12 protein-coding genes are annotated in these 16,078 nt (G+C 73.8%); 8 read left to right on the top strand and 4 right to left on the bottom strand.

The features are described 5' to 3' along the window. Positions 1–174 precede the first annotated feature (174 nt). The 4 genes from ACFVVL_RS11920 to ACFVVL_RS11905 are packed head-to-tail and all read left to right on the top strand — an operon-like array spanning position 175 to position 5,028. A complete protein-coding gene (locus ACFVVL_RS11920; RefSeq protein ID WP_387673704.1) occupies positions 175–1,734 on the top strand; it encodes an ABC transporter substrate-binding protein in 1,560 nt (519 codons plus the stop codon). Next, the gene (locus ACFVVL_RS11915; protein ID WP_387673701.1) at positions 1,731–2,729 is read left to right on the top strand and encodes an ABC transporter permease; all 999 of its coding nucleotides are present in this window, start codon (positions 1,731–1,733) and stop codon (positions 2,727–2,729) included. Before ACFVVL_RS11920 ends, ACFVVL_RS11915 begins: the two co-directional genes overlap by 4 nt. Next, positions 2,726–3,571 carry an ABC transporter permease gene (locus tag ACFVVL_RS11910; RefSeq protein ID WP_387673698.1) on the top strand — a complete coding sequence of 282 codons (846 nt, stop codon included), beginning with the start codon at positions 2,726–2,728 and terminating at the stop codon, positions 3,569–3,571. Before ACFVVL_RS11915 ends, ACFVVL_RS11910 begins: the two co-directional genes overlap by 4 nt. Beyond that, entirely contained in the window at positions 3,568–5,028 is a 1,461-nt protein-coding gene (locus ACFVVL_RS11905) for an ABC transporter ATP-binding protein (protein ID WP_387673695.1), read from the top strand. The genes ACFVVL_RS11910 and ACFVVL_RS11905 overlap by 4 nt, the downstream gene beginning before the upstream one ends. A 14-nt stretch (positions 5,029–5,042) precedes the next feature. On the opposite strand, the gene ACFVVL_RS11900 is transcribed toward ACFVVL_RS11905, so the two are convergent. The 4 genes from ACFVVL_RS11900 to ACFVVL_RS11885 all read right to left on the bottom strand — a co-directional run bounded on the left by ACFVVL_RS11900 (position 5,043) and on the right by ACFVVL_RS11885 (position 8,755). Continuing rightward, entirely contained in the window at positions 5,043–5,657 is a 615-nt protein-coding gene (locus tag ACFVVL_RS11900) for a MarR family winged helix-turn-helix transcriptional regulator (RefSeq protein ID WP_387673692.1), read from the bottom strand. A 110-nt stretch (positions 5,658–5,767) separates the two neighbouring features. Continuing rightward, positions 5,768–6,709, bottom strand: a complete 942-nt coding sequence (locus tag ACFVVL_RS11895) for a M56 family metallopeptidase (RefSeq protein ID WP_387673689.1) — start codon at positions 6,707–6,709, stop codon at positions 5,768–5,770. Beyond that, entirely contained in the window at positions 6,706–7,128 is a 423-nt protein-coding gene (locus tag ACFVVL_RS11890) for a BlaI/MecI/CopY family transcriptional regulator (RefSeq protein WP_380292337.1), read from the bottom strand. The genes ACFVVL_RS11895 and ACFVVL_RS11890 overlap by 4 nt, the downstream gene beginning before the upstream one ends. A gap of 436 nt (positions 7,129–7,564) precedes the next feature. Beyond that, positions 7,565–8,755, bottom strand: coding sequence for a TetR/AcrR family transcriptional regulator (locus ACFVVL_RS11885; protein ID WP_387673685.1), 1,191 nt, complete (start codon positions 8,753–8,755; stop codon positions 7,565–7,567). 91 nt (positions 8,756–8,846) lie between these two features. On the opposite strand from ACFVVL_RS11885, the gene ACFVVL_RS11880 reads away from it, so the two are divergent. From ACFVVL_RS11880 to ACFVVL_RS11865, 4 genes are all read left to right on the top strand, one after another. Further along, the gene (locus tag ACFVVL_RS11880) at positions 8,847–10,049 is read left to right on the top strand and encodes a glycoside hydrolase family 1 protein (RefSeq protein WP_387673682.1); all 1,203 of its coding nucleotides are present in this window, start codon (positions 8,847–8,849) and stop codon (positions 10,047–10,049) included. 26 nt (positions 10,050–10,075) lie between these two features. Continuing rightward, positions 10,076–11,383 carry an MFS transporter gene (locus ACFVVL_RS11875; protein ID WP_387673679.1) on the top strand — a complete coding sequence of 436 codons (1,308 nt, stop codon included), beginning with the start codon at positions 10,076–10,078 and terminating at the stop codon, positions 11,381–11,383. A gap of 64 nt (positions 11,384–11,447) precedes the next feature. After that, complete coding sequence (locus ACFVVL_RS11870) at positions 11,448–13,904, top strand: beta-glucosidase (protein WP_387673676.1); 2,457 nt, start codon at positions 11,448–11,450, stop codon at positions 13,902–13,904. Positions 13,905–14,047: 143 nt separating this feature from the next. Then, positions 14,048–15,688 carry a family 20 glycosylhydrolase gene (locus ACFVVL_RS11865; protein WP_387673673.1) on the top strand — a complete coding sequence of 547 codons (1,641 nt, stop codon included), beginning with the start codon at positions 14,048–14,050 and terminating at the stop codon, positions 15,686–15,688. The last annotated feature ends 390 nt before the right edge of the window (positions 15,689–16,078 follow it).

The raw sequence follows: 16,078 nt of genomic DNA, 5'->3' as shown, positions 1-16,078 counted from the left end.
GGTGGCGGCGCACGTGCCGCGCGGAGTCAATTCGCCTGCTCAAGAGCCGCTTTGCGGGGTAGGGGGCGCAGGGTCCGGAGGGAGTTGCGCTCCGCCCGGCGGCTTGCATCCTGGCCGAAACTTAGGGTAGGTAAACCTAAGCAAATCGAGCGAGACCCGAAACGAGGATCGAACGTGGGCGTCACCAGACGACAGCTGCTGTGGGCCGGTGCCGGCATCGGGGCGGTCGGCGCACTCGCCGCCTGCGGCAGCGGCACGGGAGGATCCAAGGACACCGCCCCCTCCGGCGGGGCCTCCCAGCAGCCCCGCGCCGGAGGCACGTTGAAGGTCGGTGCGCTCGGCAAGGCCTCCGCCGTCACCCGCGACCCGCACGGCACCCAGGCCAACGAGAGCGACTACCTCATCATCAGCCTGGTCTACGACACGCTCGCGATACCCGGGGCCACGGCCAACACGGCCCCCCGCCTCGCCGCCTCCTGGAAGCCGTCGGACGACCTCAAGACCTGGCGCTTCACCCTCGCCGACGGCGCCACCTTCCACGACGGAACTCCTGTCACCGCCGACGACGTCGTCTGGTCGCTCAAGCGCCTGCGCAACACCCCCGCCGGCAAGAGCCGACTGCCGGGCATCCAGCCCGAGGGCATCACGGCCGAGGACGCCAGGACCGTCGTCCTGGTCTCCGACTACCCCAACGCCGACCTGCCGCTGCTCACCCGCCTGACCACCTTCGTCCTCAAGAAGGACACCAAGGACGACGCCATCGCCGGCGCCCCCGGCACCGGCCCGTTCAAGCTCGACTGGTACCGCGACGGCAACGCCCGCCTGGTGCGCAACGACCACTGGTACGGCGGCACGGTCCTCCTCGACGCCGTCGAGGTCCGCCTGTTCGAGAGCCCCCAGGCCATGGCCAACGCCCTGCTCGCCGGGCAGATCGACGTCGCCTCCAACGTCGGCGCCGTCGCCGCCCGAACCGCCGAGGCCCGCAAGGACGTCCAGATCGTGCGCCGTCCCAACGACATGGCGATGCCCATCGTCATGCGCACCGCCGACGGCCCGTTCGCCGACGCCCGGGTGCGCGAGGCCCTCAAGCTCGCCGTCGACCGCGACGCCATGGTCAAGCAGGTCCTCTCCGGCTACGGCAGCGTCGCCAACGACATCCTCGGCACCGGCGACCCCGCCTTCGCCAAGGACATCCCCCAGCGCACCCGCGACCTCGCCAAGGCCAAGCAACTGCTCGCCGACGCAGGGTTCGACACCGCCAAGACCTACGACCTGATCACCACCGAGGACATCGCCGGCCTCGCCGAGTCCGCGACCCTGTTCGCCACCCAGGCCCGCGAGGCCGGAGTGAAGATCAACGTCGTGAAGCAGGACTCCAAGGTCTTCTGGGACGACACCTGGCTCAAGGGCACCCTCTACACCACCTACTGGGGCACCAACGACTCCGTCGTCTTCTTCGCCTCCAAGACGATGCTCTCCGACGCCGGCCAGAACGAGTCCGGCTGGAACGAGCCCACCTTCGACGAGACCTACCGCAAGGCCATGGGCACCGTCGACGCCACCGAGCGCGGCAAGCTGCTGCACCAGCTCCAGGAGACCGAGTTCGCCAAGTCCGGCTACCTGCTGTGGGGCATGGCCGACGGCATCGACCTCGCCGGCGCGGCCGTCCGCGACCTGCCCAAGCTCCCCGGCTACGGCCGCGTCCAGCTCGAAAAGACCTGGCTGGCGCGTTGACCACCCTTCACCCCGCGGACGCGTCGGCGTCCCGAAGCCTCCCGGCCCGCATCCTCCCCGGTGCGGGCCGGGTCGCCCGGCAGGCCGTCCGACGCCTGGTGCTGCTCGTCGTCCTGCTCGCCGCGGTCTTCGCCGCCATCGAACTGCTGCCGGGCGACGCCGCCGGCGCGACCTCCGACCGGGGCGTCACCGCCGCGGACCTCGCCGCCCGCCGCACCGCCATGGGCCTCGACCGCCCGGTCGCCGAACGCTTCTGGGACTGGATGACCGGCCTGCCCACCGGCGACCTCGGCACCACCGCCCGCGGCCGGCACGTCACCGACGTCCTGGCCGGCCCCTTCCCCAACACCCTCCTGCTCGGCACCCTCGCCCTCGCGCTCAGCACCGCCGGCGCCCTCGCCCTCGGCGGCTGGGCCACTCTGCGCCCGGGCGGACGCACCGACCGCGCCGTCGACGCCCTGTCCACCGCCGCGTTCGCCCTGCCGGAGTTCGTCGTCTCCGTGGCCCTGCTCCTGCTGCTGTCCCAGTGGACCGGCTGGCTGCCCGCCGTCACCATCACCGGCCCGCACGGCAGACCCGAGTCGTGGACGATGATCGTCCTACCGCTGCTCTCCCTGGCCGTCCCCCAGATCGGCTGGAACACCCGTATCGTGCGCGGCGCCCTCGCCGACCAGGCCGCCCTGCCACACGTCCAGGCCGCGATCCTCGACGGCCTGCCTCGTCGGCGCATCCTCAGCCACCACATGCTCCCCGGCGTCCTGCCCGCCATCGCGGTCGGCATCGCCACCTCCGCGGGCATGCTGCTGGGCGGCACCGTCGTCGTCGAGACCCTCTTCAACTACCCCGGCATCGGCGCCGTCCTCGCCGGAGCCATCAGCGACCGCGACACCCCTCTCGTCGCCGGAGTCGTGGCCGCCGCCGGCGCCTCCATCAGCCTGCTTCTGCTCCTCGCCGACACCGTCCGCACCACCGCCCTCGGAGACGAGCGCCGATGACCGTCCCCACCAAGCCCGCAGCACCCGCGCCCACCCGACGGGCGCGGCGCGTGCTCCTGCCCGCCGTTCCGGCCCTGCTGCTCGTCGCCCTCGCCCTCGCCGGCCCACTCCTGGCCCCGCACCCGATCGACGCGCCGGTCGCCTTCCCCTACGCCGAAGCGGGCGGTGACGCACCACTGGGCGGAGACCAGCTCGGCCGCGACGTCCTCAGCCGCCTCCTGAGCGGCGGCGCACCCCTGATCGCCACCGCCCTGGCCATCGCCCTCATCGTCACCGCGGCCGCCACCGCCACCGGCATCATCGCCGCCCTGCGCCCGGCCCTCGGCCGGTGGATCGAACGCGCCGCCGACCTGACGATCCTGCTGCCCTCCGTCCTCGCCATCATGCTCATCGCGCTGGCCTGGCCCGCCGGCGGACGCCTGGCCGTCGCCGCGGCCGCCACCCTGCTCGGCATCCCCTACGCGGTACGGATCGTCTCCGCCGCGGCCGCACCCATCGCCACCACCGGCTACGTCGAAGCCGCCGCGGCAGGCGGCGAGAACCTGTGGCACCTCACCGTGCGCGAGGTCCTGCCCAACCTGCGCTCCACCGTCATCGCCCTGTTCGGCCTGCGCTTCGTCGAGGGCATCTACATCGTCTCCGTCGCCGCCTTCCTCCAGCTCGGACCCCAGCCCCCGGAAGCCGACTGGGCACTGATGATCCGCGAGAACGCCGCCGGCATCACCCTCAACCCCTGGGCCGTCGGCGCGCCCTGCCTGGCCATCGGCCTGCTCGCCATCAGCGTCAACCTCGCCGCCGAAGCCCTCGCCCCCGCCCGGCCCACCCCGGAGACCCCGCTGTGAGCACCCCCGCCCCTGCCGCCCACGCCACCGCACTGTCCATCACCCTGCACGGCGCGCACCTGCTCACCGACGCCGGCCTCACCCTCACCCCCGGCCGGATCACCGCCATCACCGGGCCCTCCGGCGCCGGAAAGACCACCCTCCTGCGCGCCCTCACCGGCGCCCTCCCGCCCGGCGCGCACGTCACCGCCGGACACCTCACCGTCCTCGGCCACGACATCCTCACCCTCCCACCCGAGGAACTGCGCCGCCTGCGCCGCCACCAGCTCGCCTTCGTGGGCCAGGACCCCGGCTCCGGACTCAACCCCCGCATGCGCGTTGCACACCTCATCACCGAAACCGCCGCCGACCGCCGCAGCACCTCCGTACCGGACCTGCTGCGCGCGGTCCACCTCCCGCTCGGCGAGGGAATCGAACGCCGCCGCCCGGCAGCCCTGTCTGGCGGACAGCAACGGCGCGTCGCCCTCGCCCGAGCCCTCGCCCGACGCCCGGCGATCCTCCTCCTCGACGAACCCACCGCCGGCCTCGACCCCGCCCTGCGCGACGACATCGCCGACCTCCTGCGCGACATCGCCACCACCGGCACCATCGCCATCGCCCTCACCAGCCACGACCCCGACTTCGTCGCCCGCTGCGCCGACGACGTCCTCGCCCTGCGGCCCGCCCGCCCCACCATCGCCCCGACCGCAGCTCCGGCCCCGGCCGGGCGTCGTCACACCGACACCCCCGCGACCGAGCCCGTCGTCGAGGTGACGGCGCTCCACGCCACCGTCGGCACGGGCCGCGACCGCCACCACGTCCTGACCGGCCTCGACCTCACACTGCGGCCCGGCACGCTCACCGGCATCACCGGCCCGTCCGGCTGCGGAAAGACCACCCTGCTGCGCACCCTCGCAGGCCTCCACCGGCCCGACGCCGGCAGCGTCACCCTCGGCGGTGGAGCTCTGGCCCCCTCCTACCGGCGCCGCGGCCGGGACCAGCGCCGCCGCATCCAGCTCGTCCCCCAGAACCCGCTCGGCGCCCTCAACCCCGCCCACACCGTCGGCGCCACCCTCGCCCGCCCGCTGCGCCTCCACTTCGCCCTGCCCGCCGACCGCTGCGCCGCGCGCGTCGCCGAACTGCTCACCGCGGTCGGCCTCACCCCCGACCACGCCGCCCGCTACCCCCACGAACTCTCCGGCGGGCAGCGCCAGCGCGTCTCAATCGCCCGGGCGCTGGCCGCCGAACCCGACGTCCTGCTCTGCGACGAGATCACTTCCGCCCTCGACGCCGACACCGCCGACGGCATCATGGACCTCCTGCGCGACATACGGGACAGCAGGGGCCTCGCCGTGGTCCTCGTCAGCCACGACCTTCCCCTGGTGTCCGCCCACGCCGACACCGTGCTGCCACTCGGGCTCTGCAAGCCGGCGTCGCCCACCGACCAGGACCCGGATCCGAGCCCGGTCCCGAACTGAACGCGGCCGTCGCGTCAGGGCCGGGCGGATGTCCGGTGGCCGGGGGCCGTGTCCGCCTCCCCGGCCACACCGGCGCTCCCGCCCACACCGGCGGTCCCGCCCACCGGAGCCCACGTCCGGCGGCCGCCTGCTGTCAGTACCCAACCATTCCCGGCCCCCTGGGGCTGCGCGGGTCGCTCGGCCGCACGGGCGGCGGCCGCGCACACCCGCCGGAGCAGGGAGTTCAGCTCGGCGCGCTGCCCTTTCGTCAAGGACGTCAGGAGATCCTCCTGCACCGCCGACGCGTCGCCGTGGAGCACCTCCAGAGCGGCCCGGCCGGGCGCGGTGATCGCCAGGACCTCCTGCCGCCCACCGACGTGGACGACCATCGACTGCAGCAGGCGTGCCGACAGCAGGTCGTCGAGCGCCTGATCCGCCTCCGGCCCGGGAGCGCTCACGCGGCTGGTGAGGTCGTGGCGGCCGTGCGGCCCCAGTTGGGCCAGCACCGACAGCAGCGTGTGGTGGACCGGGGTCAGCCCCCGCACGTCCAGCCGTGCCGCCAACAGCCGGTCGACCGCCCTGCCGGCCTCGGCGAGAAGGTAGACGGACTGCTCGAACGGACTCGACGACGCGTTCCGCCCGTCGTACACACCATGTCCCCATCATCGGAAAACTCGGCGCTCCGGGCGCCGAAGGGTAAGCCGAGGCTCACCATACCCACGCCTCCGACAGTTGGTCTACATTAATGTCGTCACACCGGTCATCGGCCGGTGATCTGCTCCGCGGCATACTCCACGTGCTCGTGCAGGCCGTAGGCGAGACCGGCGGCCAGCAGGGCGGAGAACACGATGACGGCGAGGAGCCCGACGGCGGCTGCGCGCGGTCCGCGGCCCCTCGGCGCGGCAGGCTCCGGTGCCAGCAGAGCCTCGACCCGGCGAGGAACCGGCCCCGTCCGCACGGAGAAGACCCCGCCCCCGTACTGCCCGGTGCCGACGGGGCCGGCCAGTGCGGCACGGGCGATGGCGGTCGCGGCCGTGCGCCGGTCGTCCACCGCCCGGGCCGCGGACTCGTCCGCCCACCGCTCCAACTGGAACTCCAGAGCGGCGCGCAGCCGCCCGATCGCCGGATGGACGGCGGCGGTCAGGTCGAGGATTCCCGACAGCAGGTGGTGCCGACCGCTCAGATGGGCTCGCTCGTGCGCGAACAGCACCGCTCGTTCCGATGGCCCCAGCGCCCTGAGCATGCCCTCCGTCACGACGACCCGGCCGGCGCGCCCGCGGTGACCGGGCAGGGCGAACGCCTCCGCCTCCGCACCCGGGACGACGAGGAGGTCGCCGTCCGCCACTGCGTCGCCGGTCAGCCTCCACGCGCGCGACAGCAGCGCCCGCTGGCGACGCGCCGCCAGCCAGACCCGGATCGCCTGCGCGGCGAGCACAGCCCCGGCCGCACAGGAGACCGGCACCACCGCCGGCCAGTGGGTGACGACCCGGCCCAGGCTCATGTGCTCCAGTCCCGCCAGGAACGGCACGTGGAAGAGGCCGGCCAACGCCGCGACGGTGCCGCCCGCGAGCACCGCCGCCGCCCCGGTGAGCGCGAAGGCCGCCCCGCGGGGCGGAAGAAGTCGGGCCAGACGGTGCGCCGCGGGCACCGCCGCCCAGGGGAGCACCAGAGCGAGCGCGACGACCACGAGGAACAGTGTCATGCTCCGCCTCCGGGATCCTCCTGGCCCGCTGCGGTCGAGGGGCGTTCGCTCTGGGCCTCCAGGATGAGACGCCGCAGAGCGTCCCCGTCATCGGCGGACAGCGAGGACACGAACCGCTTGAGCACGAGATCCCGCTGCGGCTCCTTCTCCAGCTCCCGGCGCATCCGGCCGGCGGCCAGGCCGGCGGCGTCCGAGACGGGCGCGTACGCGAAGGAACGCCCCGGCCGACTACGGGACAGGGTCCCGTTCTCGTGCAGGCGGGTGAGGATCGTCGCCACCGTCGTACGCGCGAGGTCCTGACGCAGGGCACCCTTGACCTGCTGGGCGGTCAGCGGCTCCCCGGCCGCCCACAGCACCGCCATCACATCCGCCACGAGCTCCCCGTGCGGGCGCCTGGCCTCCTGGCCGTCCCTCGCCATCTCTCTCCCTGTTCCCCTGCCGCCCAACAGGCACATCCCGGACGCCCCCGCCTGGCGTAGGCGAGAAAAGGGACGGTCTGCATAAGTTAGGCGTGCCTCATCTCACTTTACGGGACCGTGTTGGCAGACCGACGAGGCCCGCAGGAGGTGGTGGCTGAGAAGGTGCGGCCGCCGGCGTGGGCGTGCGACCTCCTCGGAGCCGAGTGAGTCTTCGGGCCGGCGATCGGGCCCGCCGCGCTACGCCGCAGGCCCGGTCTCCGATCTGTACCGTCCAAGCGCTCGGCGAGGGCCCTGCCGTGCAGACTGGCACGGTGGAGCGCTCCGCGCGCACTCTGTCCGCGTTCCAGCTGATCCGGTGAAGGCCTCGACGACCTTGTGGTCGAAGGTGCCCGTGCGGCGGCTGCTGCGCGGCATGCTCGACGTCGCCCGCCGGCCGTCAGCCCGAGGACGGCGCAGTCCCGACCGGACCGCCCTGCCGGGCGGCGGGCAGTGCGCTCCCGATCAGGGTCCCCAAGTCGATGGCATCGGGTTCGTAGAGCCAGGCGATCAGCCCCCCGAGCGCGAGCGCGACCAGCCACTGCGCGCTCGTGCGCGCTTCCTCCTCGCCCAGCGGCTGCGCCGCCGCGAGGTCGTCCGCCGTGCTGGCGAGGCTGTGGGCGAGCCGCTTGGCCATCCGGGCGTGTGCAGGGTGGGAGGGCACGGTGGCTTCGCACATGAGCACGATCTCCGCAGCGGCCTGCCAGCGGGGACGGTCCAGCAGCACCCGGAGCCGGCCGTAGGGATCCGGTTCGTCCTCCACGGGGGCGATCAGGTCCGCGAGGACCAGGTCCAGGAGTGCGCGCTTGGTGGGGGCGACGTGCACGAGCGCGGCCTTGGTGAGTCCGGCCTCCTCCGCGACGGCCTGCATGGAGGTGTCGTGGTAGCCGTGGCGCGCGTACAGGCGCGCCGCGGCCTCGACGGCCCGTGCGCGTGAGGTCCGCTCCGGCGGCGTGTCTGCGTTCGCGGTGTCCGCCGGCCGAGGTGCGGGCCACGGCAGGGCGGGCGCGGGCGGAAGCCCGTTCGCCTTCATCTCCTCTTCGTGGGTGGCGAGTTGGGCGGGGATGTCGATGAGGCCGGGGAAGTAGAGCGAGAGGATCTGCAGGCCGTCCCACGCGGCGCCGAGTTGCTGGACGGCCAGCCTGGCCGAGCGTTCGTCGCCCCCGGAGCCGCTGAGCATCTGCACGCCCAGGCGGGTGCCGACCCGTTGGCGCGTGCGCATGAGGTCGTGGCCGGGGTGCTCGGGGCTGGTCGCCTCGCCGAGCAGCGCGGTGAACAGGGGGATCCAGCCGCGCGCGTCGGCGTTGCGTCGCGCCGTCTCGGCCGCGGAGGGGGACGTGCCCGCGGCGTCCGCGCCGGCCGCGATCCAGTCGCGGTGCTCGCGGTCGAGGCGGTCGACGAGGGCGGTGAGGATCTCCTGCTTCGTGGCGAAGTGGCGCAGCAGCGCCGGGTGGGAGATCCCCGAGGCCGCGGCGATGTCGCGCAGCGACGTGGCCCGGTAGCCGGAGCTGATGAACAGCTCGTGGGAGGCGTCGAGGACGCGTTCGACGCGCTCTCGTCCGGTCCGGTAACTGCCCCGTTTCATTGCCATCGCTCCAGTATCGCCGCTGTGTTAACCTTCCCAAAACTTACCACCTCGCTGGTAACTTTTCGTTTCACCGGGACGAACGAAGGAGTGCGACATGGCCGGCCTGCGCAAGGACTTCCTCTGGGGTGCCTCCACCTCCCCGCACCAGGTGGAGGGCAACAACCTCAACTCGGACTGGTGGGCACTGGAGACCGCCCCCGCCTCCCCGTTCCCGGACCGCAGCGGCGACGCGGTCGACAGCTACCACCGCTACGGCGAGGACATGGCCCTGCTGGCCGGGGCCGGGCTGAACGCCTACCGCTTCGGCTTCGAGTGGGCCCGGATCGAGCCGGCCGAAGGTCAGTTCTCGTACGCCGAGCGCGACCACTACCGGCGCATGGTCGACACGGCACTGCGGCTCGGTCTCAAGCCCGTGGTGACGCTGCAGCACTTCACCCTGCCGCGCTGGTTCGCGGAGTCCGGCGGCTGGCGCCGGCCGGACGCGGCGGACCGCTTCACCCGCTACATCGAGTTCATCGCCCCGGCGCTGCAGGACGTGGACTGGATCTGCACGATCAACGAGCCGAACATGCTCGCGGTGTTCGCGACCATCCAGGAGGCCCTCTTCAAGGTGGCGGACAGCCAGGGCGCCGCCGCGACGGAACTCGCGACGGCGATGGCCCGGGTCGTCCCCGACCAGGCGCTCGGGGACACGCTCGCCCAGGTGCACCGCCGCGCCGTCGAGGTGGTGCGCGCGACCACGAACGCGAAGGCGGGCTGGACCGTCGCCCAGCAGGCGTTCACCCCCACCGAGGGCAACGAGGACGTCTTCGAGCGCGTCCACCACGAGTGGGAGGGCTTCTACCTCGACGTCGCCCGCGACGACGACTTCCTCGGCGTGCAGGCCTACACCAGCCAGCCGGTCGACGCGAACGGCCCCGTGCCGCACCCGCAGCACCCCGACAACTCCCTGACCGGGTGGGCGTACCGGCCCGACGCGCTGGGCACGGCGCTGCGCCGTGCGTGGGAGGAGAGCGGCGGCGTTCCCCTGCTGGTCACCGAGAACGGCATCGCCACCGACGACGACACCCGGCGGATCGCCTACACCACCGAGGCGCTCGGCCACCTGGAGAAGGCGGTCGAGGACGGCATCGACGTGCGCGGCTACCTGCACTGGTCGGCGCTCGACAACTACGAATGGGGCCGCTACGCGGCCACGTTCGGCCTGATCGCGGTGGACCGGGAGACCTTCGTGCGCACCCCGAAGCCCAGCCTGGCCTGGCTCGGGGCCTGCGCCCGCCGCAACGGCCTGCACTGACCCCGGCGACGGAACGGAGACCCCGGATGCCCAAGCACGCCGACCCCGGGCCCGCCCACGACCTCTCCACGACGGCCGCCGCCGCGCCGACCGACCCGCAGGCCGCGCAGCCCTCCCGCAAGGTGCCGCCGGCACTGCGGCGACTGTTCCGCACCGCCCCGTTCGCCGCCCCGATGGCCCCGATCGCCTACTCCGTCACGGTCTTCTACGTCGCCATCCAGGTCGAGCACATGGACCCGGACGCGAAGACCTCGAACCTCGCGCTCATCAACGCGCTCGCCGCCGTGGCCGCGATGCTCGCCCAGCCGATCGTGGGCGTGCTGTCGGACCGCACCCGCAGCCGCTACGGCGCGCGAAGACCCTGGATGCTCGCCGGCGCCTGCCTCGGCGCCACCGCTCTGCTCACCTGCGGACTCGCACCGAACGTGGCCGCGCTGACCGTGTGCGTCATGCTGGTGCAGTTCGGGTTCAACGCCTTCCAGGGACCCTTCTCCGCGCTGCTGCCCGACCGGGTCCCCGACCACCTGCGCGGCCGCTACTCCACCGGCGTCGGGCTGGGCATGCTGCTCGGCGCCGTCCTCGGCCCGGTCCTCGGCTCGCTGTTCACCGACGACATCCCGCTCGGCTACGCGGTCACCGCCGGTGCCACGCTCCTCGTGATCGTGCTCTTCGTGGTCCTCGTACCCGACCGCGACAACCGCGGTGAACCGCGCCGGCCGTTCTCGCCGCGCGCCTTCCTCGCCGCCTTCTGGGTCAACCCGGTGCGCAACCCCGACTTCTTCTGGGGCTTCGCGGGACGCTTCCTGCTGTTCGGCGGCTACGCGATGCTGAACACCTACCAGCTCTACCTGGCCCAGGACTACGTCGGCCTGACCCTGGAGGAGGCGACACGCACCGTGCCGCTGCTCAGCCTGGTCGCCCTGCCCGGGATCCTGGTGGCGACCACGGTCGCCGGACCGCTGTCCGACCGCCTCGGGCGACGCAAGCCGGTCGTGCTCGTCTCGGGACTGGTCATCTCCGCCGGCGCCGCGATTCCACTCGCCCTGCCCTCGGTCCCCGGACTCGCGCTGTCCAGCTTCGTCGTCGCGTCGGGCTTCGGCGCGTTCGCCGCCGTCGACCAGGCCCTGATGAGCTCCGTGCTGCCCGACCCGGACGACTTCGGCAAGGACCTCGGGGTCCTCAACCTCGCCGCCACCCTGCCCAACACCATCGCGCCCGTAGCGGCCGCGGGCATCGTGCACACCTTCGGCGGCTACGCCGCGCTCTACCCGGTCGTCGGAGTGGTCGGGTTCCTCGGCGCCCTCGCCGTCCTCCCCATCCGCAGCGTTCGCTGACCCGGATCCTCCCCCCTTCGCACCCGCACCTCCACCCTCACCCCATCCACCGAAAGGAGCGGCGATGCTCGCCTCCCCGCTCGTCACGGCGCTGCTGGAGCGCCTCACCCTCGAACAGAAGGTGCGCCTGCTCACCGGCGCCTCCCTGTGGACGCTGCACGACGAACCCGCCGTCGGCCTGCGCCCCATCGTCGTCTCCGACGGCCCCACCGGAGTGCGCGGCGCGGCCCTGGACGACCGCGACCCCTCGGCGAGCCTGCCGTCCGCCGGCTGCGTCTGCGCCACCTGGGACCTGGATCAGGTCCGCCGGCTCGGCGCCCTGATCGCGGCCGAGGCCCGCGCCAAGGGCGTCGACGTCGTGCTCGGCCCCACCGTCAACCTGCACCGCTCGCCGCGCGGCGGCCGCCACTTCGAGGCCTACAGCGAGGACCCCCACCTCACCGGCGAGTTCGGCGCCGCCTACGTCACCGCCGTGCAGGCACACGGCGTGGCGACCACGGCCAAGCACTACGTCGCCAACGACTCCGAGACCGACCGCTTCACCGTCGACGCCCGGATCGACGAGCGGACCCTGCGCGAGGTCTACCTGGCCCCCTTCGAGCGGATGGTGAAGGAGGGCGCCTGGCTGGTGATGTCCGCCTACAACTCCGTCAACGGCACCACCATGACCGCCAACCCGCTGCTGCGCGACCCGCTGAAGGACGAGTGGGGCTTCGACGGCGTCGTCGTCTCCGACTGGATGGCGGTGCGCGACACCGAGCCGTCCGCCACCTCCGGCCAGGACCTGGCCATGCCCGGCCCGGACGGGGCGTGGGGCGACGCGCTCGTCGAGGCCGTCAAGGCCGGACGCGTCCCCGAGGACGCGATCGACGAGAAGGTCGCCCGGCTGCTGCTGCTCGCCTCGCGCGTCGGCGCCCTGGAGAGCGGTCCGGCGACCGTCCCGGTCGAGCCCTGGGACGACACCGCGATCGCAGGCCTGCTGCGCGAGGCCGCCGCGGACGGCATGGTCCTGGCCCGCAACAACGGGACCCTGCCCGTCCCGCCCCGGGAAGGACTGATCGTCGGCGTGATCGGGCAGCACGCGCTGCGTGCCCGCGCCCAGGGCGGCGGATCGGCGTCCGTGTTCCCGCGCCGCGTCGTCACGCCGCTCGACGGTCTGCGCGAGGCCTACGGCGCGGACGCCATCGGCTTCGCCCCCGGCCTGCCCCCGGTCGACGAACTGCACCCGTTGGCGGGCGGCACGGTTCATGACCCGCTGACGGGCGCCCAGGGCGTCCGCGTCCGCTACCTCGACGAGGACGGCGAGACGTTCAGCGAGGAGGTCATCCCCTCCGGGAGCTTCTCCTCGTTCGGCGACGCGCGGCTGGCCCGGGCCGCCCGCATCGAACTGACCACCCGCTTCACCCCGGACCGCGACGGCCGCCACGACCTCGGCTTCGCGGGACTGGGCGGCTTCACCTTCGAGGTCGACGGCGTCGCCGCCGGCGCCGGCTCGCTCGGGGTCCCCGAGGGCGGCGACTTCATGGCCGCCCTCCTCAACCCTCCGTCGCGCGTGGCCTCCCACGACCTCAGCCGCGGCCGGACCGTGGAGCTGCGCCTGACCTACACCCCGGAGCTCCTCGGCGTCCCCTTCGCCAGCGTCAAGCTCGGCTTCAAGGACCTCTTCGGCGACCCGGAGCAGGAGTTCCGGCGTGCCGTCGAGCTGGCGGCCGCGAGCGATGTCGCCGTCGTGGTCGTCGGCACCACCGAGGCCATCGAGTCCGAAGGCTTCGACCGCCCGGGCCTCGCCCTCCCCGACGGGCAGGACGAGCTCGTGCGCCGCGTCGCCGAGGTCAACCCCCGCACCGTCGTGGTCGTCAACTCCGGTGCCCCGGTGCTGATGCCCTGGCTCGACGAGGCCGCCGCCGTCGTCCTGGCCTGGTTCCCCGGCCAGGAGTTCGGCGCGGCCCTCGCCGACGTCCTGACCGGCGCCCGCGAGCCGGGCGGCCGCCTGCCCACCACCTGGCCCACCCGCGAGGAGGACGTCCCGGTCTGGGAGGTCACGCCCGACAACGGCCGGCTCGCCTACACCGAAGGCCTCCACCTCGGCTACCGCGCCTGGCTCAAGCGCGAGGCCGACGGCGGCAACCCGCCCGCGCTGCCCTTCGGGTCCGGCCTCGGCTACACCACCTGGCAGATCGGCGCACCGACCCTCACCACCGAGGGCGACCGCGTCGTCGTCCTGGCCGAGGTCACCAACACCGGTGCCCGGCACGGCAAGCAGGTCCTTCAGGCCTACCTGTCCCGTCCGGGCTCGACCGTCGAGCGGCCCGTCGCCTGGCTGGCCGGGTTCACCACCGTGCGGGCGGACGCCGGCGAGCGGGTGCGGGCGCGGATCGCGATCGCCCCGCGGGCGTTCCAGCACTGGGACACCGAGGCGCACGCCTGGGTGACCGAACCCGGCGCCTTCACGCTCCGGATCGCGACCTCTGTCGCCGACCCCGGCCACAGCGTGCCCGTCGACCCGGCCGCCCGGGGCTGACACCCACCACCGACCCCTCGTCCCGCCCTCGTCCCGCCCCCGTCCCGTCGTGCCCGGGGGCGGGACGAGGCACCACCACCGCTGCGGGACCGGAACCCGACGCCGGTCCCGCAGCAACCCTGCTGACTGACCAGGAGTTCCCCATGACGACGTCCCCGGAGACGGCGCTGCTCCGCCTCCTCCCCGTTCCCCGCACGGCCGCCCCGGGCGAGCGCGGCTTCCCCCTCCGCGCGGGCACCCCCGTCGTGGTCGCCGACGCCGAGCTGCTGACGAGCGCCGCCCTCTTCGCAGAGCGCCTCGCGGCGGAGACCGGGCTGGTGCTCGGCCGGGTCGAGGCCGGTGCTCCGCGGCCCGGCGCGATCAGCGCCCGCGTGGATCCCGCCGACCCGGCGATCGCCGCGATCCCCGTGGCGCGCGGCGTATCCGCGTCCGGGGACGACCTCGGCGCGGAACGCCACGCCCTCACCGTGGACGGCGACGGCATCCGCGTCGTGGGCGCGTCCGCGGCCGGCGTGCACCGCGCGCTGACCACCTTGGTCGCGCTCGCCGAACAGCTCCCGGCCGACCCGGCGGGCATCGGGCTGCCCGCCCTGGCCCTCGCCGACGGCCCGGCCCTCGCCTGGCGCGGTCTCTCACTGGACGTGGCCCGCGCCAGGTTCTCGGTCGCCGAGGTGTGCCGGGTGATCGACCTGCTCGACCGCTACAAGCTCAACGTGCTGCACCTGCACCTGACCGACGACCAGGCCTGGCGCCTGGAGATCGGCTCCCGGCCGGAGCTCACGCACGGCCAGGAGCCCGGCGCCTTCTTCACGCAGGCGCAGTACCGCGAGGTCGTCGCCCACGCAGCCGCGCGCCACATCACCGTGGTGCCCGAGATCGACATGCCCGGCCACAGCACCGCCGCGATCGCCGCCTGCCCGGAGCTGAGCTCGGCGGAAGCGACGGCCCTGCCGGGCTCGACCGAGGAGATGTGGGCCAGGCTCGTCGCGGGCGAGCTCCGGCCGCTGTGGCTGGAGCCCGGACGCCCGGAGGTGTGGCGGTTCGTCGAGGAGGTGATCGCCGAGCTCGCGGCGCTCACGCCCGGGCGTTTCCTCCACATCGGCGGGGACGAGGCCTTCGGCATGCCGGTGGCGGACCACCGGGCGTTCGTGACCCGTGCACGCGCACTGGTCCGCGCCCACGGCAAGGAGCCGATCGGCTGGCAGGAGTCGATCCGGGTGGCGGCCGCTCCCGGCGAGCTCGTCCAGCTCTGGATCGACGAGGAGCTGGCCCCCGACCCGGCGCACCCGTTCCTGACCGTGCTCCCGCCGCAGCTGGCGGACATGCTCCTGTCGTCCTCCCGCGAGGCCACCGAGGACACCGCCCTGATGGCCGAGCAGCAGGCGCGGGTCCTGGTCTCCTCCGGCGGACGCGCCTACCTCGACCGCCCCTACGCGGAGGCCGTCACCGGCGAGGCCGAGGAGCGCCGCGCCCGCCTCGGCCACCCGCTCTACCCGCCGGTGACGCTGCGCGACGTCTGCACCGCGCCGATCGCGGGCCTGGACGCCGAGACCGCCTTCGAGGTCGCGGGCTTCGAGGCGGTGGTCTGGTGCGAGTCCGTGAACGACGCCGACGACCTGTTCTTCCTGCTGCTCCCTCGCCTTCCCGCCCTCGCCGCCCGCGCCTGGTCCCCGGGCCCCGCCCCCAGCTGGGACGACCTGCGCACCCGCCTCGCCGCCCAGGCCCCCGCCTGGCGCCGCCACGGGCTCACCTGGTTCCCGGCACCGTCGGTCGACTGGACCTAGCGACCGGGCCGACCGGCCGTCACTGGACCGCGATCCGGTCAAGTCTCCGCCATGGAACGGGTCTTCGCACGTACACCGGCCGCCCCGCTGCCGCTGCCGGTCGGACAGGAGGTCGCCGTTGCGGCACGGGGCGCCCGCAGCGGTGGACTCATGGATCGCCCGCCTGCTCATCGCGGGCCTGCCACGGGTCCTCGTACGCCACCGTCGCGGCGGCGTTCCTCGCCGACGGCGGACTGCGCCATGCGGGGGAGACGTTTCCCGATGAGTCCGGTCGAGCGGCGGCCCCATGGCTGCTTGAGCAAGGTGACCGCCTTCCGGCGGCGCTGACTCGCCGGCGGGCGGACGGCGTGGCACAGACGACCGGCCGTACGGCTCCCGAGGCCAGGCGCA

It is taken from the genome of Kitasatospora sp. NPDC058115, from assembly GCF_042884635.1.
GTDB lineage: Bacteria > Actinomycetota > Actinomycetes > Streptomycetales > Streptomycetaceae > Kitasatospora.
The sequence above is the reverse complement of the archived record's forward strand: the minus strand, read 5'-3'. Positions and strand labels throughout refer to the sequence as shown.